This window comes from Paeniglutamicibacter terrestris (genome assembly GCF_012271785.1).
Taxonomy (GTDB): domain Bacteria; phylum Actinomycetota; class Actinomycetes; order Actinomycetales; family Micrococcaceae; genus Paeniglutamicibacter; species Paeniglutamicibacter terrestris.
Window position 1 is genome coordinate 175865 of the sequence record NZ_JAAWVT010000004.1, and the last position, 20417, is coordinate 196281.

A 20417-nucleotide genomic window follows, 5' to 3' on the forward strand; every position below is an offset into this window, starting at 1 on the left:
CCGTGATGCGCGCCACGTAACGTGAGTATCCGCGGATCAACAGGTGGCCGAGGTAGCCCGCCTGCAAACATCGCCCCACATCATTCACGCAGAACGCATCACCTAGAAGGAGACCCCCCATGCTCGTAGCACTCGGGTTCCTGATGGTGGCCACCTTTATGGCCCTCATCATGACAAAACGTATGACACCGTTGCTGGCACTGATCATCGTGCCGACGGTCTTCGGCCTGTTCGCCGGCGCCGGCCTGGGGATCGGCGACATGGTGATGGAGGCCGTGAAGTCGATGTCCTCCACCGCCGCCCTGCTCATGTTCGCCATCATGTACTTCGGCATCATGATCGACGTGGGTCTCTTCGACAAGCTGGTTGATGGCATCTTGCGCTTGGTCGGCAACGACCCGGCCAAGGTGGTGCTCGGCACCGCGCTGCTGACCGGATTGATCTCCCTGGACGGCGACGGCTCCACCACCTTCATCGTTGTGACTGCCGCACTGCTGCCGATCTACCAGCGTTTGGGCATGAGCCCGGTGGTGCTGACCTGTGTTGCCGGTCTGACCAACGGCACCCTGAACATCGTTCCGTGGGGTGGCCCAACAGCCCGCGCCGCGGCCGCACTGCACGTGGATGCTTCCGCCGTCTTCGTCCCGATGATCCCGGCTCTGGCCGTGGGACTTGTTGTCGTTTTCGCCTTCGCCTGGGCCATGGGCGTCTCCGAGCGCAAGCGCCTGCAGCGCGAAGATCCGCTGCGCTGGGGTCCGGGCTCGGTCATGACCGCTCCGTCGGGCTCAAAGGGCTCGACCAACACCAAGACCCCCAGCGGTGGACGCGGCGTTGCGCTGCTGGAAAAGGTTGCCGTCCGCGGCGATGGCACCGAACCCGTCACCATGAATGGCACCGCGCTGGATCCGAACCGCGAGACCCTGCGTCCGAAGCTGTTCTTCTTCAACTTGGCCATGACCGTGGCCATCATGGTGCTGCTGGTTCTGGACTTGCTGCCACTGTCCTACCTGTTCATGATCGGCACCGCCGTCGCCCTGCTGGTGAACTTCCCCCGCATTTCCGATCAGGCCAAGATGATTGCCTCGCACTCCTCCGAGGTCATCGCCGTGGTCTCCATGGTGTTGGCCGCAGCGGTACTCACCGGCGTGCTCTCGGGCACCGGCATGGTTGATGCGATGAGCGCCTGGTTGGTCGATGTCATCCCGACCTCGATGGGCCCGTACTTGGCCATCCTCACCGGCATCATCTCGATCCCGGCCACGTTCTTCATGAGCAACGACGCGTTCTACTTCGGCATCCTGCCGGTACTCACCGAGGCCGGCGCCCACTACGGCATCCCCGCCGTGGACATGGCCCGCGCCTCGATCACCGGCCAGCCGGTGCACATGCAGTCCCCGCTGGTTCCCGCCATCCTGTTGCTGGTCTCGATGTCCCGCGTGGACCTGGGCGATCACCACAAGAAGGTCCTCTGGCGCGCACTGATCGTTTCCCTGGTCATGCTGGCCACGGGCGTACTCATCGGTGCCATCGGTATCGGCTAAATCCGGGTCGTCACCACCTAGGCACCACACTCAAGCGGGGCTGTACGCCAAAAGCGTACGGCCCCGCTTTGTGCGCCGTCGTGAGGTGTCACAGAACCTGCGCGAAACACGGGTGTGGGAAAATGGTTATACACAAACTACAAAGGGGACACAACCATGGATTTCCTGCTACTACTGGTCGGCCTGCTCTTTGGGACCGTGCTGGTGGTCGGGCTGGGAGAACGAATCCGGTTGCCGTACCCCATATTGATGCTGGTTTTCTCCGCGGCGGCGGCATTTTTGCCGTTCATTCCCGAGATCCACATCAATCCCGAGCTGATCCTCCCACTCTTCTTGCCGCCGCTGCTTTTTGCCGCGGCACAACGCAGTTCCTGGTCAATTTTCCGTTTACGTTGGCGCTCCCTGGTCCTGCTGGCGGTCTTGCTGGTGGCGGCCACCGCAACCGTGGTGGCGGGAATCTCCTGGGCGCTGATCCCGGCACTGGGCTTGCCGGCCGCCATCGCGCTGGGCGCCATCGTTGCTCCACCGGACCCGGTGGCCGTGGAAGCGGTGGCCAGCAAGGTGAAGATGCGGCGCAAGCTCATCAACGTGTTGCAAACCGAGGGCCTTTTTAACGACGCCATGGCCATCGTGATCTTCCAGGCGGCAGTCGCCGCGGCGGTCAGTGGCGGAGAGGTCGGCTTTGAGGTCGTCCCGCGCTTCCTCATCGGAGCTGCCGGAGCCATCGTCCTGGGTCTGGCGATGGCCTGGCTGGTCGGGGCGCTGAACCGTTTTGTCCCCAACCTGGTGGCACGTTCGGCCACCACACTGGTGGCGCCCTATGCCGTCTATCTGCTGGCCGAAGAGCTGCACTTCTCCGGCGTGATCGCGGTCGTGGTCACCGCCCTAGAATTGGGCCGCCGCGCCCGCCCGCAGGACTCCGAGGAACGCCTCACCCGCACCGCATTCTGGGACGTGGTGGAGCTACTGACCACCGGTGTCGCCTTCGGCCTAGTCGGCATCGAAATGCGCTACGTCATTCAGGATGAGGGCGCGAACCTCTTCACCTTTATCCCCGGAATCGTGGCCATCTGCGTCGCCGTTGTCCTCGTCAGGTTCTTCTGGATGATGGCGATGTACAAGATCGGCGGCACCGAGCGGAAAAATAAGACCCCGGGGTCGCTGAAGGAAGTCCTGGTGCTCACCTGGTGCGGCATGCGCGGGTTAGCAACGCTGGCACTAGCACTGGCACTGCCCACCACCATGACCAATGGACAGCCCCTGGAGGGTCGCAACTTTGTGGTGGCCTGCGCCTGCGCGGTGCTTGTCACCACGCTGGTGGTCCCCGGCCTGACGCTGCCGGCTCTGATGCGGGCCCTGAAGTTGCCCAACGATCATGCCGCCGAGGAAAAGGCCGAGCGCAAACTCGCCATCCGGGCGGAGAAGGTCGCACTGGAGGCCATGAAGCGCTCAAAGTCCGCCTCCGCCCTGCCACAGAAGCGCCGTGAGGCCTTGGCCCGCCGAATGTCCTCGCTACACACCATTTTGGCAACCGACCTGGAAAACGATCCGGAGAAGATGCTGCGGATCAAGCAGATCCTCACCACGATGGACGATGTGCAGCGCGAGGCATTAAATGCCGCCCGTGGCGACATGCTCAAGGCGCGCAACGAACCCGGAAACGACCCGGAACTGGTGGACCGGGTGCTACGTCGCCTGGATCTGCGCACCGTCACGCTGGATCGCTAGCCGGGCACGCAGGCGGCGGGAGCGTATTCCCGCTTTCTCGCGCCGCGAGTTAGTCGGCGGCGTCGAGGTAGTACCAGCGGCCATTCGCGCGCACAAAGGAGCTGACCTCGTGCTGGGCTCCGGTTTTTTTCCCCTGCTTGTAGCGCGCGATGAATTCGACAACACCGGTGCTATCAAAGGGCCCCCCGGCCTCGGTGTTCACGATCTCCAGCGAGCGCCACACCATGTCCGTATCCAGCTCCAGCTCCGCGGGGCGGGTGTCCTGGAACCAGGTGGCCAGCAGATAATCGGGTCGATTCGCGGCGAACGCGCTGAACCGTGAACGCATCAGCGTCTCGGCGGTGCCCGGCCATAGGGGGACCTCCGGGTCATTAAAGCCCTGGTGATATCGCCCACAGCACGATGAATAGGTTTCCCCGGAATTGCAGGGGCAGCGGGTGTCTTTGTGCATCAACCCAGCTTATGCGTCGTACGGAAGGGCAAAATACCCGGCAGTAGCGTCGTTGCGAGTCGCTGCGAAACCCGACACAAAATCAGTGGATCGTTTCCGTGCCGGTAGACTGGGCAAGCAAGCTCGCGGAACGCCCCCACCCTTGGCGTGAGACGGCACGTCCGCGGGCGATTAACCACCCCTCGCGCACAGGAGTCACCGGATGCCCCGGATCGTTGTTGATGTTATGCCCAAGCCCGAAATCCTTGACCCGCAGGGCAAGGCCATCGTTGGCGCACTTCCCCGACTTGGTTTCACCGCTTTTAGCCAGGTCCGTCAGGGCAAGCGCTTCGAATTGACCGTTGACGGCGAGGTCACCGAGGAAATCTTGGCTCAGGCTCGCGAGGCGGCCGAAAAGCTGCTCTCCAACCCGGTCATCGAAGACGTTGTTAACGTCGAGGTTGTCGCAGACTAATGAGCGCAACCGAACTCCCCCTGATCGGCGACTACTCGACGCCCGCCGCCGCACTCTCCGGCGCTCGCATCGGTGTTGTCACGTTCCCAGGCACCCTTGATGACCGCGATGCGGCACGCGCCATCCGCATGGCCGGCGCCGAAGCGGTGTCCCTGTGGCACGGCGATGCCGACCTGTCCAACGTTGACGCCGTGGTGATCCCCGGCGGATTCTCCTATGGTGACTACCTACGCGCCGGCGCCATCGCGCGCTTCGCACCGATGATGTCAAAAATCGTTGATGCAGCGAATTCCGATGCCAAGCTGCCCGTGCTGGGCATCTGCAACGGTTTCCAGATCCTCACCGAATCGCACCTTTTGCCGGGCTCGATGATCAAGAATGATCACCTGAAGTTCCTGTGCCGTGATCAGGTGCTGCGCGTAGAAAACAACACCACCGCCTGGTCCAACCAGTACGCTCAGGGTGAGGAAATCACCATCGTGCTCAAGAACCAGGACGGCCAGTACGTGGCCGACGAGAAGACCCTTGACGCCCTCGAGGCCGAGGGCCGTGTGGCGTTCAGCTACGTGGGCTGGAACCCGAACGGTTCACGCCGCAACATCGCCGGCATCACCAATGCCGCGGGCAACGTGGTGGGCCTCATGCCGCACCCGGAGCACGCAGTGGAGGCCGGTTTCGGCCCCGACCACACCGGAACCGACGGACTGGGTTTCTTCACCTCCGTCTTGACCCACCTTGTTGGAGGCCAGAAGTGAGCGCCGCAGAGCAGTCCACGCAGCAGAAGAAGTTCAACATGGACACCGTGGCCAACGCCGCGGTCACTCCCGACACTGAACTCCCTTGGGCCGAACTAGGCCTGAAGCAAAACGAATTTGACGAAGTTGTGAAGGTCCTGGGCCGCCGCCCCACCGCGGCGGAACTGGCCATGTACTCGGTCATGTGGTCCGAGCACTGCTCCTACAAGTCCTCCAAGAACCACCTGCGCCAGTTTGGTGACAAGGTCAGCGAGGAAATGAAGAAGGACATGCTCGTTGGCATCGGCGAAAACGCCGGCGTGACCAACCTGGGCGACGGCTGGGCCGTGACTTTCAAGATCGAGTCGCACAACTCCCCCACGATGATCGAGCCGTACCAGGGTGCTGCCACCGGCATCGGCGGCATCGTTCGTGACATCATCTCCATGGGCGCCCGCCCGGTCGCCGTGATGGACCCGTTGCGTTTCGGCGCGATCGACCACCCGGATACCGCACGAGTGATCCACGGTGCCGTTGCCGGCATCGGCGGCTACGGTAACTCCCTGGGCCTGCCGAACATCGGCGGCGAAATGGTCTTTGACTCCGTGTACCAGGGCAACCCGCTGGTCAACGCGCTGGCCGTTGGCGTCATGCGCCACGAGGACATCCGCCTGGCCAACGCGTCGGGCAAGGGCAACAAGGTGGTGCTCTTCGGCGCACGCACCGGTGGCGACGGCATCGGCGGTGCCTCGATCCTCTCCTCGGAGTCCTTCGATGACACCAAGCCCTCCAAACGCCCCGCAGTCCAGGTCGGCGACCCGTTTGCCGAAAAGGTACTCATCGAGTGCTGCCTGGAACTCTTTAAGGGTTCGCTCGTGGAGGGCATCCAGGACCTCGGTGCCGCTGGCATCTCCTGCGCCACCTCGGAGCTGGCCTCCAATGGTGACGGTGGCATGGAGGTCGAACTGACTTCTGTGCTTTTGCGCGATCCGACCTTGACCCCGGGCGAAATCCTGATGTCCGAGTCGCAGGAACGCATGATGGCCGTTGTCTCCCCGGAGAACATTGAAGCCTTCGAGGCGACCATGGACAAGTGGGCCGTGGAGTACTCCTGGCTCGGCGAGGTCACCGACACCGGACGGCTGATCATCAAATGGGACGGCGAAGTCATCGTCGATGTTGACCCGCGCACCGTGGCCCACGACGGCCCGCTTTACGACCGCCCGTACGCCCGCCCTGAATGGCAGGATGCGTTACAGGCCGATACCTTCAAGTCCTCGGAGGCCGGCGCGAATCTGCCGTCCACCGGTGCTGAACTGAAGGCCGCACTCGTGGAGCTCATGGCATCCCCGAACATGTGTGACAAGTCCTGGATCACCAACCAGTACGACCGTTACGTCGGCGGCAACACCGCGCTGGCTTCACCGGATGATGCCGGCGTGATTCGCGTTGACGAGAAGACCGGCATGGGCGTGGCCCTGGCCACCGACGCCAACGGCCGTTACACCTTCCTGGATCCGTACCACGGCGCTCAGTTGGCTCTGGCCGAGGCGTACCGCAACGTCGCCACCTCCGGCGCCGTACCGATGGCCGTCTCGGACTGCCTGAACTTCGGTTCCCCCGAGGATTCGGATGTTATGTGGCAGCTGGCCGAGGCCATTCGCGGCCTCTCGGATGCCTGCCTCGTGCTCGGCGTCCCGGTCACCGGCGGCAACGTCTCGTTGTACAACCAGACCGGCTCCACCCCGATCCACCCGACCCCGGTCGTGGCAATGCTTGGTAAGTTCGACGACGTCGATCGTCGCACCCCCTCGGGGTGGCGCGCGGACGCCGACGGTCAGGCTCTGTACCTGCTGGGCACCACGTTCGACGAGCTGGACGGCTCGGAATTCGCGAACATTCGTGGTCACCTCGGTGGACTGCCGCCGAAGGTCGATTTGGCAGCGGAGAAGACACTGGGTGCGATCCTGATCAACGCTTCACGCGATGGCATGATCGATTCGGCTCACGATCTGTCCGAGGGCGGCCTCGGCGCGGCTCTGGGCGAGATGGCACTGCGCTTCGGCGTTGGCGCCCGCGTGGCACTGGATGATCTGTGCGAGCGCGACGGCGTGGATGCGTTCACCGCGCTCTTCTCCGAATCGCAGGCCCGCGCCGTCGTCGCTGTTCCGCGCTCCGAAGAGGTTCGCTTCAATGACATGGCCACCGCCCGTCAGTTCCCGGTGGTTCGTCTGGGCGTTGTTGACGCAGCGAGTAACTCGCTGGAGGTTCAGGGCCAGTTCGATCTGGATCTGAACGAATTGCGTGAGGCTCACGAGGCCACACTGCCGAAGTACTTCGGCTAAGCATCTCTATTTACTGCGGGGTATTGGTAGGAACTTTCCTTCCAATACCCCGCAGTTGTTTAATCAAGACGTCCCAGTGGTTAGTGGACAGACAATTTTCGTGAAATTCCCCGAGGAGACCTCAGTGAAGCTTGTTTTATACGTCATCTGGGCACTGTTTATGGTCGCTGCCTTGTGGGCCATAATCCATTCCGTTAAGAAGAGCCGAGCCCAGGAGCGCTTGATCGCCAGCTGGCCAAAGGCTCAGGGGCGAGTCACCGGCAGCAGACAGGGCTGGACCAGCGGGGTAGGGAACTCCTCACGGAACATACGCCACTGGCCTACTTACGAATTTGTGGGTGAGGATGGTGCCGTCTATACCGGTGAATCCGAAGTTTCCTACGTGAATGCGCCGGTTCCGGGCTCGGCGCTGGAGGTGGCTTACAACCCTGTGGATCCGCACCGTTCATTTCAGGTGGATTCGCCGTCCAAGCCCCTGCTAGGTTGCATCATCCCGGTTCTGGTCCTGCTGTGTATTGCCGCGTTCTGGTTCATTGATTTCCTCCCAGTGGACTGATTCGCTGAACATCCTCACCAGCTGATCTCCGCATCAGGAGGGATGACGCTGCCCCAAGGTTACTTAAAATCTCTACCGTTCCAGATTCCGTCGCCGAATAGAATCGGCCATATCTGGGACGGTAAAAGCGACTTCGCCGTATTCGGGCGAATAAACGAGGCCTTTTGCGAATTCACACGTGCGCGTGGGGCCCGCTGAGCATCAACGACCGAGCGTGATGAGACCACTTTGTCCTCGCCACCAAAAGATCACAAGCCTCAGTTTCGAATTGTCTGCCTGTCAGGAAAAGTGGGGGGCTCACCAGATCCAGGGTTTGAGGGACTCAGCTCAGGTTCCATGCGTTGAATACGACAGGTGGTGAGGGCGTATGAAGTAATTTCTCAAAACCGCTTAGAACCTCTTTTGCGGAACATGAGGGAAGCCGCTCGCACTCTGAGACCCGCATGCCCGCAGTAAGTTCTCGACTGACCAAACTCACATAGTTTTGTGCTGCCCATTACTCGTACTTGTGACCCAGCAGACGTTGCCGTAGAGTTCTACATCACAGGCCAAAGTTCTACTATAGAATCTACTGTTCTAATATAGAACACTTGTAGATGGCCGCCGACAGTTTCTATGAAGCGAGGAAAGCCAGTGCAGTTCCACCACCAGGGTTATGTTTCCGGAGATCCGCGTATTAAGCCCGCCTCCGGAGTTGGCATCGACCGTCCGGAGGAACTTCCTGACGAAATCGACGTGCTGATTGTTGGATCTGGCCCCGCTGGCATGCTCACCGCAGCACAGCTCGCCCAGTTCCCCGACATCACGACCCGCATCGTGGAACGCCGCGGCGGACGCCTAGAGATCGGCCAGGCCGACGGCATCCAGGCCCGCAGCGTCGAGACGTTCCAGGCGTTCGGATTCGCCGAGGCCATCATCGCCGAGGCCTACACGATCTCCGAGATGGCTTTCTGGCGCCCGGACACCGAAAACCCGCAGAACATCATTCGCGGCGGCCGGGCACTGGATGACGCCGCTGGCATTAGCGAGTTCCCGCACCTGATCGTGAATCAGGCCCGCGTGCTCGACTACTTCGCCGAGGTCGCGGTCAACTCCCCCAGCCGACTGACCCCGGACTTCGGTTGGGACTTCCAGAGCCTCGAGGTTGAAACCAGCGGCGACTACCCGGTCAAGGTCACCCTAGTGCGCAGCGCCGGCGCGGATGAGGGCACCACACGCATCGTGCACGCCAAGTACGTCGTCGGCGCCGATGGTGCGCGCTCCAAGGTCCGCGCATCGATCGGCTGCACCATGGCCGGAGACCAAGCCAACCACGCCTGGGGAGTCATGGACGTGCTGGCCTCCACCGACTTCCCGGACATTCGCCTCAAGTGCGCCATCCAGTCCCACGATGGCGGCTCCATCCTGTTGATCCCCCGCGAGGGCGGCCACCTCTTCCGCATGTATGTCGATCTGGGTGTTGTGCCCGAGGGTGACAACGGAGCGGTGCGCAAGACCAGCATCGAGCACATCATTGAGCAGGCCAACGCGATCATCCACCCGTACTCCCTCGATGTCCGCAACGTCGCCTGGAGCAGCGTCTACGAGGTCGGCCACCGCCTCACCGATCGCTTCGATGACGTGCTGCCCGAAAACATCGGCACCCAGAACCCGCGCGTCTTCATCACCGGGGATGCCTGCCACACCCACAGTGCCAAGGCCGGCCAGGGCATGAACGTGTCCATGCAGGACGGCTTCAACATCGGCTGGAAGCTGGCCCACGTGCTTCAGGGCCGCAGCCCCGAAACACTGCTGGGCACCTACTCGGCCGAGCGCCAGGTGGTCGCCAAAAACCTCATCGACTTCGACAAGGAATGGTCAACACTGATGGCCAAGAAGCCCGAGGAGTTCGAGAACCCCTCGGATCTTGAGGACTTCTACGTGCGCACCGCCGAATTCCCGGCCGGATTCATGACCGAGTACGCTCCCTCCGTGCTCACCGGTTCCGCGGTGCATCAGGAACTGGCCACCGGCTTCCCGCTGGGCAAGCGTTTTAAGTCGGCCATGGCCTCACGGGTCTGCGACACCAACCCGAAGCAGCTCGGCCATCACGCAACGGCAGATGGCCGCTGGCGCATCTATGTCTTCGCCGATCGCGCGCTCCCCGGCGAGCAGTCCGCGGTGAGCGAACTGGCGCAGTGGCTCGCCACCGCACCCGAATCGCCTATCGCCGCCACCCCGGCGGGGCTCGACATTGATGCTTGGTTCGATGTGAAGGTCATTTACCAGCAGAAGCACGAGGACATCGATATCAACGCCGTGCCCACCATCTTCAAGCCGGAGGTCGGGCCGTTCAAGCTCACCGAGTACGAGAAGGTCTACGGAACGGTTGAAGGCAACGACATCTTTGATGTGCGCGGACTGTCCCGTGACGGTGTGATGGTGGTGGTCCGCCCCGACCAGTACGTGGCCAATGTGCTGCCGCTTGGTGCGACGGCCGAACTCGGCGAGTTCTTCGCGCAGATCCACTCGGGAGCGCACGTCTAAGACGCCTCTGGTGAGGCCGGCCTCGGAGCATGCGCTCCGGGGCCCGCCTCATGCCCGGGAGGTGCCGCGATCCCACAATCCGTTCTCGAGCGCAAAGAGCGTTGCCGTCACCCGATTCGTCGCACCGATCTTCAGATAAATGTGTTCCACATGGTTGCGCGCGGTTTTTGGGGCAATCACCAGTGCTGCGGCAATGTCTTTGTTGTTCATCCCGCGGCAGATCAGGGCCAGCACCTCAAGCTCCCGCCCGGTCAAACCGGCCGGACCGCCGGAGCGTCGCGCGGGCCCCATGGGTCCAGCGGCCGCGAGCACGGCATCAACCACCGAGGCATCCAGGCGCCCGGCCGCCGCCTCGGCACGCAACCGCTCCCCCGCGGCTCGCGGGAGCAACGCCGCCCGGTGCGGCCGCGGCTCCAGGTAACTTTGATAGGCATCTGCTGCGGCAAGAAGGCGTTGGCTGGGATCAAGCTCCGAAGCATTACGCCCGTGCGGATACCCGGAGCCATCTAACCTTTCCCGGTGCGCCCCGGCCACCTGGGCCACTCGGCGCAGCCCCGGCACCCTCGAAAGTATCCGCTCGGTCAAAAACGGGTAGAGGGACAGTCGCTCGGACTCCAAGGCACTGAGCGGCTCCGCCTTGTCCCATACAGCGTTGGATACCCCCATCCGTCCCAGATCATGAACCCAGCCTGCCCGGCGCAGCACCTGTGTTTCGGCAGTACCAAGCCATAACTGGCCGGCGGCGTGAACGGCCAGGACCGACACGCCCCTGGAGTGCCCCACGGTCCACGGCGACTTCAGGTCGGCAAAATCGCCCATCGCTTCCAAAACCGCATCAACATCCTCCGCTTCAAGCGGGAAATCTTTGGGTGCCAGAGCCAGCATGGACGCCCACGGGTCATCCTCCAATAATCCGCGCACCAGGTCCTGGGCCCGAGCACAGAAGAGGTCGGCCAATTGCGGATCAAATTGGGTGCCCCGTCTGGCGTGCACCATGCTCACGGCCCCCGCCAGGCCGTGCCGGCGCAGGTGCACTTCGGCAGCGTCGGCCAGCTGTGTAATGCGCATTTCAAGGGGAATCTGTGTTCCGGAAATCCCGGCGGGCAGTCCGCGCCCGTCCCAACGTTCAAAGGTATGAGCCAAAATCCCGGGCAGCTGCGCGTCAAGGCCCACCCGCGCCGCCAGCTGTCCGGCAGAGCTGCAATGCGAAGAGATCAACTCCGCCATGACCGTCTGGGCCCGCAGACTGAACACCGCGCGGGAGGCAAGGCGCGGCACCTGCGGCATGTCATTTCCGGTGTGCCGCAGCATCATGGAGAGCATCGGCAAGCCCTTGGCATCGATCAAGTAGTAGTCGGAGCGGAAGGAGATGTCATCACCGAACTGTGCGGCCAATTCGAAGGAGTCGGCGTGGCAGCCAATCCAGGCCAACAGGTTGGCGTGGTGGATCCGCTCACGCACCTTCTGCTCCAGCGCCAGAAGCGCGGCGATGCGCAGCCCCAACACGGTGGCGCGCAACATGTGCTCCATTTTCTGGCCGAGCCCCAGATCGATGGCCAACGAGAGTGCCGCCAGAAGTTCACTGAGCCGCGGTTGTGGACCAGTCGGTCCACCGGCCGGTCCAGAACGTTCGAAGGTACCCGATCCCGAGTTCGCCACCCTTGTAGTCTACGACCGTACACCTCGGTCGTGGAGGGTTCAGAAGCCGTCACCGGACCGAGCGCCGGCCACCACCGTGGACGCCGTTGACGGAAATTCGATGTCCAGATCTGCCACAAAAACGCCGCGTTGCGGGAGCCAGAAGTCGGCCAAGTGCTCCTGTATCGGGAGAGCCTGCGGAATCCCTGCATCGTGGCCGTTAATGGTCGCTTGGGCGGATTCCACCATCCACACCCGTCGCGGGTGCGCCCGGAAGGACTGCCCGTTGGGAACCAGCCCGGCCAGTGCCATTTTCCCGGAACCCAGCATTGGCCCCATCATCAGCCCCATGGCGCCGAGCATCTTGTCGCTGCTCCACATGGCGGCGGGCATTTTTCTGGCCATTGCACCCAGCCCGGCCGTGGCCATGGAGGACTCAAGCCGAATTTTCCAGGCCAGGATTCCCGGAACCGTGATCGTGAGGTCAAAGGCGCCGATAAAGGTTGAGGTGACGGGAGCAGCAATTTTCGCACCGAAAGCCGCACCGAAGTACCGCGCACAATTAAACTCCGGCGGAACATCGGAATAGATGCTCCAGTGCCCGTCGGGACGACGCAACCAGACCGCGTGGTATCCCGGGCCAATGGAGCTGGCGGGGAATCGGCGGTAGGCAAGGTAGTAGCCGGTTTCAAAGGCCATGCCCATCAGCGCATACCCGGAAAACCGTTCCGCGGTGCCCGGAGGCACTACCGCCGTGGCCTCGGATTCGCTGGCGCATTTCTGTGGTGTCATCGTGTTCATGATCGGCTCCTTTGCCTCATGATTTGAGACTAGGAGCGAAAGTGCGATCGGGCATGGGGCAGGTGCCCCATGTCTTGCCGAGGCCCGCGCTTAGCCTTCCTTCCGCCGTACTATTTCGTTGATCCAGGCCGGCGCGAACGGGGAGGTGCAATTCGGCGGTGTGGGGTAGTCCTTCAGCACCTCGAGGCGTTCGCCGATCTCCAGCGCGCGTGCTCGATGCTCCGGATGTTCAATGCCGATGGTGGCCAGCGCCTGGTTCATCGCCCACTGCAGGCGATCGGGTGCTTCCTTCATCTGGGCCTCGATGACATCGAGCAGGCCAGGCAAGTCCAGGCCCTGCGGCGATTTGGCGATTCGTTCGCTGGTCAGCGCCCATCCGGCACTGGCCACCACGGGATCGGCGGCTGCCTTCCAGGCCACGCGTAACTCCTCAACGTGCGCGCTCTTCTTCACCACATAGTTCACCAGCCAGTCATGAGTCTTGGGGGCGCGGGCCTGGCGCAGCATGGCATCGAGCTGATCGCGGCTGAAATCCTTGGGCCGGCAAATCAGCAGTGCCAGCAGCTGGGCGGCGGTGTCCTTGGTGGCCCACAGTTCCAGGGCCAGCGGTTCCTGAGTCTTCAGCCGCTTGGCCAGAGCGCGCAGCTTTCCAAGGTTCACCCCGTGGTCATCGCCGTGCTTCGCATTGACCGCGCGTACCTTCGGATCATCAAGCGTTGCCAGTTCCGCCAGCACCTCGGTTAACGTTGTTTCGCTCATCCCAACCTCCTGCAAGTGTTTGTTGTGCTCTCCCGACTCAGTCTACGGAGGGACTCCCGCGTTTCACCGAGCGCAGCGGTGGATTGGTTCCGGGGAAAACCATGCGGCAGAATGCTTCCAAGGGCAGGTACGCGAAGTGCTGCCATTGATTGAGGAACCGCATGAAAAAATTCATCACCCGAATCCCACGGTGGGTGCGCCCACTGTTGGGCATTTTTCTGGTGATCCTCGGCTCCGTTCTTGCACTGCATGCGGCCACCTCCATCGAACTTTTTGTGCTGCTGATCGGTGGTGGCTTGGTCTTTGCCGGCGGTGCCCGCATCGTCGACGCGTTCACACCCACCTCCGCCGCGGATGATGCCTGGCCATGGATCGCCTACGTCAGCGGATTCCTTCTGGTCGGCGCCGGAATCGCGACGCTGCTGTGGCGCGAATCCACGTTGCCGATGCTCGCCCTGGCGGTGTCACTCACGCTGCTGGTTTCCGGCGCCGTGTCATTGATGGCGGTCTTTAGGCGCGGAAGCAAGCACCGAGCCCGCGCGGCGATCGGCTCACTGGCAGCCTTGCTCACCGGCGGACTGGTCATACTCTGGCCCAAGCTCAGCCTGTGGGCCTTCGGTGTTTTTCTGGGCGGCTGGCTCCTCTTTGTTGGCCTGCGTCTCATCCTCGAGTTCCTGGCCCGCGACGCGAGTCCAAACTCCAAAAGGCGGGCTCGCGGGCTCCGTGGCTTCGCACAATTCACTGCCTCAAGCCTCGCCCTGCTGCTGGCCATCATCATGGTGTTGATGACTTCGTGGCTCCATGCCGGGGATCCACGACTGGTCCCCGATGCGTTTTACACCCCACCCAGCGATCTTCCGAGTGCACCCGGCACCCTACTGCGCGCCGAACCGCTGATGGACGGCATCCCGGAAAACGCCAATGCCTGGCGCATTCTCTACACCACCACCAACCCCGATGACTCCCCGGCCGTGGCCTCCGGTACGGTGGTGGCACCGCGCCACCACGGCTCCGCGGCGCTCCCGGTGGTGTCCATTGCCCACGGGACCAAGGGAATTACCCCACGTTGCGCCCCGTCACTCTCGGCGACGCCGCTGTCCGACGGACCTGCGGCAGCATTACGCGAGCTGGTTTCGGCGGGCTGGGTGGGGGTCACCAGCGACTATGTGGGCCTGGGCACCGCCGGGCCGCATCCGTATTTGATAGGTGCGGCCGAGGGTCGCAACGTCCTTGACGCTTACCGCGCCGCACACCAACTGCGCGAGGGGTTCACCCTGCGCGATGACACGGTCATTTGGGGCCACTCCCAGGGTGGGCACGGAGCCCTCTTCAGCGCAGCGATCGCTAAATCGTACGCACCAGAAATCTCCGTTCTGGGCGTCGCGGCGCTGGCTCCGGCCACCAATCTGGTGGACCTGGCCCTCGGGGTGAAGGATGCAGCGGCCGGCAAGGTGGTTTCTTCCTACATCGCCGCAGCGTGGAACGATGTCTACCCGGAGCTCGATGTCGCCTCAATGATCACTCCCGGCTACGCCAGAACCGTTCAGCGCATTGGAGAGCGCTGTTTTGATGGACGTGATGCCCTCTCCGGCATCATCGCCGGCACCCAGCTCTTTGATGCGGTGATTCCAGAGGCCGCACTGAACGGACCGTTGGGCGATAAACTGCGCGAAAATTCGGTCACCGCGGACATCGACTACCCGCTCTTTGTGGCGCAGGGGCTGGCGGACCAGCTGGTACTTCCCACGATGCAGGAGCAATGGGTGGCGCAGCGCTGTGCTGCGGGCCAAGCCATGGAATATCGCGAATATCCGGGCCTTGATCACCTGCCCCTGGTGGCAGATGATTCTCCGCTGATCAACGACCTTCTTGCGTGGGCCCAGGACCGACTAGCGAACAAGAGCCCGATTAATACCTGCCCGTAGACTCCGCGCTCGAGGCGATCCTGCGCGCTGCGTCAACATAACGGTCGGTCGCCAGCTGTTGGGCCAGGTGCGTGAGGGGTGAGGCGAGACGGAAAAGTTGGCTGGCGTGGCGGGAAACGGCACGGATCTGAAGATACACCGATCCGTCGGGTTCCAGACACGCGGTGAATGATTCCTCACCGGATTCGGGGTGCCCGGCCAGCGTGCCGTAGGCAAAGCCGCGCCGATGTTCTTCCTCGATGAGGCTCACCACGCGACACGGGATATTCCAGCGAAGCTGCCCCACCCCGATGCCGAGGCGAACTCGGGTGGCCACGCGCATCTCGGGGGTGTCGGCGAGCACCCGTAATCCGGCACCTTCGTGCAATTTCCAGCTCATGATTCCGGAAGCCAGCGACTGGAAAACCGCCTCACCATGACCCACATATTCGCGCCGCAGAATCTGCTCGTAGCCGTTGGGTACTCCCGGATTCTGGGTGAGACCACGGTCGGGGTAGCTGAGGTCATCAAGAACGCCCAGGCGGAACAGCCGGCGGCGTGCGGCAAGTTCGGCAGGACCGCGCTTGGCCAATGCCAGCCCGGCCAGTCCCAGTGCTGCCTTGCCGCCGATACGGGCCACTCGTTGGCCCACGACGGGCAGCTCCAGTCCCAGCATCTCTCGGTGGTTAGCGGGAAGGGTGGCGACGACTGCGGCAAAAAGCAACTTGTAACCGGGCAATACCACCGGGTCCAGCGGCGGGTTTTTCAGGAAGGAGACGACCTCGGCGACTCGTGGTCCACCGGAAAGCTCTCCGCGGGCTTCGTACCCGGCCATGGCCTGACGTAATTGTTCCTCGCTGCGCGGCGGATTGGCCACCCCCATGAGCTCGCCGGCTTTAGCCCATTGCCGCACATACTCATCGGCGCGCGGTCCGAGGGGGCCGGAGAAGATCTCGTGGCTGCGCAAAAAGGCATCGGCAAAGGCCAGATGAACCCAGTCGGAGAGGCCCGGATCCGAGGCCGTGTAGTCGAGCTGCGCCCCGGAAGCCGTCAGATACTTCCCGGTGACTGGGGCGTGACGGCGGGCTACCCACGCGCACGCCGCATCCGCTGCCACCGTGTCGCCATAGGTCATGGTGAAGATCCAGCGGATGGTGCCGGCCAGCCTGGACAGCGGGTCGGCTCGATAGTTCGAATGTTCGGCAACACCGGCAAGTGCCCCCGGATGCAGTGCCTGGGTCAGCAGCGCACGAATTCCGGCGGCGATCGGGCTCATCCCGCCGTGCACCGTCCAGACGGCAGAATCATGGGTAAAGTACCCCGCATCCGCACCAGCATCCAGCGCTCGTTCCCATGCCGGGTCGTAGGACTCTTGGGCGGAGAAGGTTTGCTGGAGCTTGGTGCGCAGCGAGGAGAACATGATATTCGGGCCCTAGACCTGCAACTCGCCCATGTCGCCCCAGTCATTTCCCTCAACCTTGCGCGAGACGATTTTCGGGGTGGACACCAGAGCCGGACGCATGGTGTCCATGGCGGCCTTGAAGTGTTCGGAGTTGACGTGGGCGCCAGCGGCTTCGTCATCGGCGAAGGCCTCGACGAGGACAAACTCGGCCGGATCTTCAACACTGCGTGACCAGTCGAACCAGAGGTTCCCGGCTTCGGCGCGAGTGGCGGTGGTGAACGGGGTCACCAGATCCATGAAATTGGCGGTGTATTCGGGCTTGGTCTGGAATTTCACAACGATGAAGTACATGCCCTAAGCCTATCGAGTATCACTCAGCCACGCCCAACGATGCCCTTCCAGCCGAGCGCTTCACGATCGAGGCGCGGCAGCGAGGCAACCACCAGGTCGTAGGAGTCCTCGATCAGATCCCGCATCAGCTCCAAGGGAAGGCCCGAGGTGACGGTATTCCAGTGCTTTTTGTTCATGTGATAACCGGGGGTGATTTGGGGGTTGGCTGCGCGCAACTGTTCGGCGAGCGCAGGATCGCACTTCAGGTTCAGGCTTAACACCTCGCCGCGGTGCATCAGCAGTCCGAACATCTTCGCTTTTTCACGGTGACGTCCGGCCACTTTAAACACCGCCGCGTCCGCGCCGAAGGGAAAGTCCTCGTATGCCCCGGGCATCGACAGGAGAATATTGCGCCATGCTTCATAGTCCACATCGCCCATCCTAGTTCCGCTGGGCATAAAAATGACCGGTCCCGCCACCTGGGGGGGAGGTGTTGGCAGGACCGGCCAGCTGACGGAGCTCATCCTCGACGCCTCGAAGATCTTCGATTGGTCGCAGGAGAACTCGAAGGTGCTCGGGTGGTGGTTTCGGAGTTTTGCCGATTCGACCAGAGCCAAGCAGCGGTAATGCTGGGTGCAGATCTTTAGGACGCTGTGTCAGCGAATCCGACCCGCAGACGTTTGGCCTGTGAACGTCGACCATCGCCGTACCCGGATCCCCAGAAATAGGCTCCGATGATGAGCAATCCCCCGCCGTAACCAACCGCCCACCATGGGAATCCTGGAATCGTCGGATCGGCTCCGGCTTCTTCGATGTCTTTGATGGGTGTCGGTGTGACCCGTTCGCCGGTGACAAGAATCCGGTGGCTATTGATGCCCAGGGGTGTGCACGTCACTAGGGTAATTAGGTCCTTGCCGGCTACCGCCAACAGGGTGTCGGTGTCCTCGGGCTCAACGACTTTTGTCTCTTTGACCTCATAGGTCAGAACCTCACCAAGGACCTGAATGGTGAATCTGTCCCCAACTTTGACCTTGTCGAGGTTGGAGAACATGGTGGCCTGGGCCAAACCACGGTGGGCGGTCAGCACGGCGTGCGTATCATTGCCGCCAACGGGTAGGTGCGATCCTTCCAGGTGCCCCACACCCTTGAGAAGGACCTCGTCACTGGTGCCGTGATAAATCGGAAGGTCGACATCGATGCTCGGGATGCGCACTCTGGCCATCACCTCGTTGGCTCCGATGGAAAGAATGTTTTTGTAAATGAGTGAGCTGTTGCTCAGCACACCGCTGCCGGTAGGAACGTTGGTGTTGGCATCAAGCCGGACCCCGGTGCTTAGCGCGTCGTTGTAATCCCGTGCTTCCTCAAGCTGTTCGGCGATGGCCGCGCTGTCGCCATCATCCTCATGGGAAAAGCCACGAATGATTTGAGATTGGCTATAGGAGGCCACCCAACTCGACCCGGACGGGTAAATGACCACGCTCAGACCGATCAGCGCTAGGAGTGTGCTGATGATGGTCAGTACCCCGGGGCGCCAGCGTTTTTTGCTCCCCGACAGCGCGAGGGACGGGGCCTCTTCGGGAGCTGGGCTGGTGGCGAGGGTCATCGAGAAACCTAACTATCCGTGGCAGGTTTGCAGCTGTTCTCAGGTATCCCCGGGTGGGGGGAACGAAATGAAGGTGATGCGACGATAGTGGGAAGGTATTGGCCTTCCCACCATCGCTGCTAGCTACGACGCTGGAATTCAGACCTTGTCAGAGGCTGAAGCGCGGCGGCGATTGACGAGCACGAGGCCCACGGAGATCAGCAGGACTGCTGATCCGCCGGCGATCATGATCATCTGACCATTAGCACCGGTCAGTGGCAATTCAGGAACGTCTTGCTGAGTGTTCGCGATCGTCACATCGTAGGTACCCTCGGCTGTCATACCGGTCTTGACGGCGACCGGGGTGAAGGCTGCAGTACCCGTGGGGGTGATGAAGCCTGCCGGGGCCTTGATCTCCTTGAGTACGTAGCAGCGCTCGGTGGCGTTGATGACCGGGTTCACGCTATCGCTGACGAACAGGCCCGAAATGTAGACCAGACCGGCAGCATTCGAGGTGAAGACGGTCTGACCGCCGTCGCCAGCCGTTTCAACACTCAAGGCGGTTCCCGTGGAAACTGCAGCAGCACAGTCCCCGTACGGAGCAACTGCGTTGTAGACCTCAAACTCCGCGCCGGCCAGGCCGACGGCAGGAGTGGAGACATCGGTCTTGAGGACCTTCACATCTCCCCAGTTGGTGGTGACCTCGTTAGACGTTAGTTCGTGGTCGTTGACCAGCACTACCGCTTCGTTGGTGATGGTACCGCTGCCAACTTCGACAACAGTTCCCTTGAAGGTGGTGATGATCTTCTTTTGTGCTTGGCTCTTCAGCCATTCCAACCCATCGGCATTGAAGGTCACCGAAATGGTCTGTCCCGCAGTGTCCACGTCGTAGTACGTAGCTGGAACGGCCACACCGTCAACGGTGATGCTGGCAATGCCCGCCGGGGTCAGGCGTGGATCCAAGGTATCGGAGATGACATAGTTTGCCAGTGATCCGTCGGGACGAACGGCCGGAACCTCGGTGGTCACCGGGAACGATACAACGCTTCCCAAGCCAAGCTCGGTCTGCGGTGTGATGGTCTTCGTGATGCTGGAGGTACCGTTCTTCGGGTACACATTGACGTCGTAGAGCCAGCCGTCCTGCCACGGGAACGGAATGGTGACGACAAACGGAAGTGCGCGTTCAACAACATCATCCGGTGCTGAGGTTTCACAGACCAGGTAGGCGCCAATGGTGGGCACGTCGATGGTTGTCAGGCCGTCCGCATCCGTCGCCGCCGAAACGATTCCGGTTCCCAAGGTGTTATCCGGAAGGTCGCAAACGCCAGCCGGATCCAATTGATCCAAATTGTCCCAAACGGCGGGGTCAGTCAAATCAAGATCCGTGATTCTGAATGCGGTGAAGACCACGCCAGCGATTCCTGCCGAGGGTATGGCGGCGCCGTCCCCGGCCGGGTTCTGCACAGCGTCCGTGCCCACCTGATGCTTGTGCTTATGAATGATGATGCTGCCATCGGCAGTCTCATCAATGTTTCCGAATGATGGCGCCGCGGAAGCAGCTGCGCTGCCTCCAAGCATTCCCGCGGCTGCCAGAGTGAGTGCTCCCATACCGGCAAGCGCCCGTTTCCCCCAAGTACTCCTGAATTCAAACATTCGAGCTGTGCTC

The 20417-nt window shown here is 62.1% G+C and carries 17 protein-coding genes; 8 read left to right on the forward strand and 9 right to left on the reverse strand.

From position 1 onward, the window contains the following. The first annotated feature begins 119 nt into the window (after window positions 1-119). Complete coding sequence (locus tag HED64_RS10635; RefSeq protein WP_168151978.1) at window positions 120-1541, forward strand: CitMHS family transporter; 1422 nt, start codon at window positions 120-122, stop codon at window positions 1539-1541. Window positions 1542-1697: 156 nt separating this feature from the next. After that, the gene (locus HED64_RS10640; protein WP_168151979.1) at window positions 1698-3269 is read left to right on the forward strand and encodes a cation:proton antiporter; all 1572 of its coding nucleotides are present in this window, start codon (window positions 1698-1700) and stop codon (window positions 3267-3269) included. Between the two features lie 49 nt (window positions 3270-3318). Here HED64_RS10640 and HED64_RS10645 read toward each other — a convergent pair whose 3' ends face one another. Next, window positions 3319-3720, reverse strand: coding sequence for a YchJ family protein (locus HED64_RS10645; RefSeq protein WP_168151980.1), 402 nt, complete (start codon window positions 3718-3720; stop codon window positions 3319-3321). 202 nt (window positions 3721-3922) lie between these two features. Here HED64_RS10645 and purS point away from each other — a divergent pair, with 202 nt between their 5' ends. From purS to HED64_RS10670, 5 genes are all read left to right on the forward strand, one after another. Then, window positions 3923-4174, forward strand: coding sequence for a phosphoribosylformylglycinamidine synthase subunit PurS (gene purS / locus HED64_RS10650; protein ID WP_168151981.1), 252 nt, complete (start codon window positions 3923-3925; stop codon window positions 4172-4174). Beyond that, complete coding sequence (gene purQ, locus HED64_RS10655) at window positions 4174-4929, forward strand: phosphoribosylformylglycinamidine synthase subunit PurQ (protein ID WP_168151982.1); 756 nt, start codon at window positions 4174-4176, stop codon at window positions 4927-4929. Before purS ends, purQ begins: the two co-directional genes overlap by 1 nt. A 38-nt stretch (window positions 4930-4967) precedes the next feature. Further along, window positions 4968-7253, forward strand: coding sequence for a phosphoribosylformylglycinamidine synthase subunit PurL (gene purL / locus HED64_RS10660; protein WP_168152115.1), 2286 nt, complete (start codon window positions 4968-4970; stop codon window positions 7251-7253). A 124-nt stretch (window positions 7254-7377) separates the two neighbouring features. Next, on the forward strand, window positions 7378-7809 hold the full coding sequence (locus HED64_RS10665; protein ID WP_168151983.1) for a DUF3592 domain-containing protein: 432 nt from the start codon (window positions 7378-7380) through the stop codon (window positions 7807-7809). Between the two features lie 633 nt (window positions 7810-8442). Continuing rightward, window positions 8443-10335, forward strand: a complete 1893-nt coding sequence (locus HED64_RS10670) for an FAD-binding monooxygenase (protein WP_168151984.1) — start codon at window positions 8443-8445, stop codon at window positions 10333-10335. A gap of 48 nt (window positions 10336-10383) precedes the next feature. Here the strand turns inward: HED64_RS10670 and HED64_RS10675 are convergent, their stop codons facing one another. The 3 genes from HED64_RS10675 to HED64_RS10685 form a co-directional block, all read right to left on the reverse strand. Beyond that, a complete protein-coding gene (locus tag HED64_RS10675; protein WP_342590702.1) occupies window positions 10384-11994 on the reverse strand; it encodes an HD domain-containing phosphohydrolase in 1611 nt (536 codons plus the stop codon). 39 nt (window positions 11995-12033) lie between these two features. Continuing rightward, window positions 12034-12774 carry a hypothetical protein gene (locus tag HED64_RS10680; protein ID WP_168151985.1) on the reverse strand — a complete coding sequence of 247 codons (741 nt, stop codon included), beginning with the start codon at window positions 12772-12774 and terminating at the stop codon, window positions 12034-12036. Between the two features lie 90 nt (window positions 12775-12864). Beyond that, the gene (locus HED64_RS10685; RefSeq protein ID WP_168151986.1) at window positions 12865-13533 is read right to left on the reverse strand and encodes a DNA alkylation repair protein; all 669 of its coding nucleotides are present in this window, start codon (window positions 13531-13533) and stop codon (window positions 12865-12867) included. Between the two features lie 161 nt (window positions 13534-13694). Between HED64_RS10685 and HED64_RS10690 the strand changes: the two genes are divergently transcribed. Beyond that, complete coding sequence (locus HED64_RS10690; RefSeq protein WP_168151987.1) at window positions 13695-15458, forward strand: lipase family protein; 1764 nt, start codon at window positions 13695-13697, stop codon at window positions 15456-15458. Here the strand turns inward: HED64_RS10690 and HED64_RS20185 are convergent. The 5 genes from HED64_RS20185 to HED64_RS10715 all read right to left on the reverse strand — a co-directional run bounded on the left by HED64_RS20185 (window position 15442) and on the right by HED64_RS10715 (window position 20404). Then, window positions 15442-16857, reverse strand: coding sequence for a DUF1990 family protein (locus HED64_RS20185; RefSeq protein ID WP_168151988.1), 1416 nt, complete (start codon window positions 16855-16857; stop codon window positions 15442-15444). The two genes, HED64_RS10690 and HED64_RS20185, sit on opposite strands and share 17 nt — an antisense overlap. A 12-nt stretch (window positions 16858-16869) precedes the next feature. Further along, window positions 16870-17190, reverse strand: coding sequence for a putative quinol monooxygenase (locus HED64_RS10700; RefSeq protein WP_168151989.1), 321 nt, complete (start codon window positions 17188-17190; stop codon window positions 16870-16872). A gap of 23 nt (window positions 17191-17213) precedes the next feature. Continuing rightward, complete coding sequence (locus HED64_RS10705) at window positions 17214-17600, reverse strand: MmcQ/YjbR family DNA-binding protein (RefSeq protein WP_425351794.1); 387 nt, start codon at window positions 17598-17600, stop codon at window positions 17214-17216. Window positions 17601-17812: 212 nt separating this feature from the next. Next, window positions 17813-18772, reverse strand: coding sequence for a class C sortase (locus HED64_RS10710; RefSeq protein ID WP_168151991.1), 960 nt, complete (start codon window positions 18770-18772; stop codon window positions 17813-17815). Window positions 18773-18910: 138 nt separating this feature from the next. Further along, window positions 18911-20404 carry a SpaH/EbpB family LPXTG-anchored major pilin gene (locus HED64_RS10715; protein WP_168151992.1) on the reverse strand — a complete coding sequence of 498 codons (1494 nt, stop codon included), beginning with the start codon at window positions 20402-20404 and terminating at the stop codon, window positions 18911-18913. Window positions 20405-20417 lie beyond the last annotated feature (13 nt).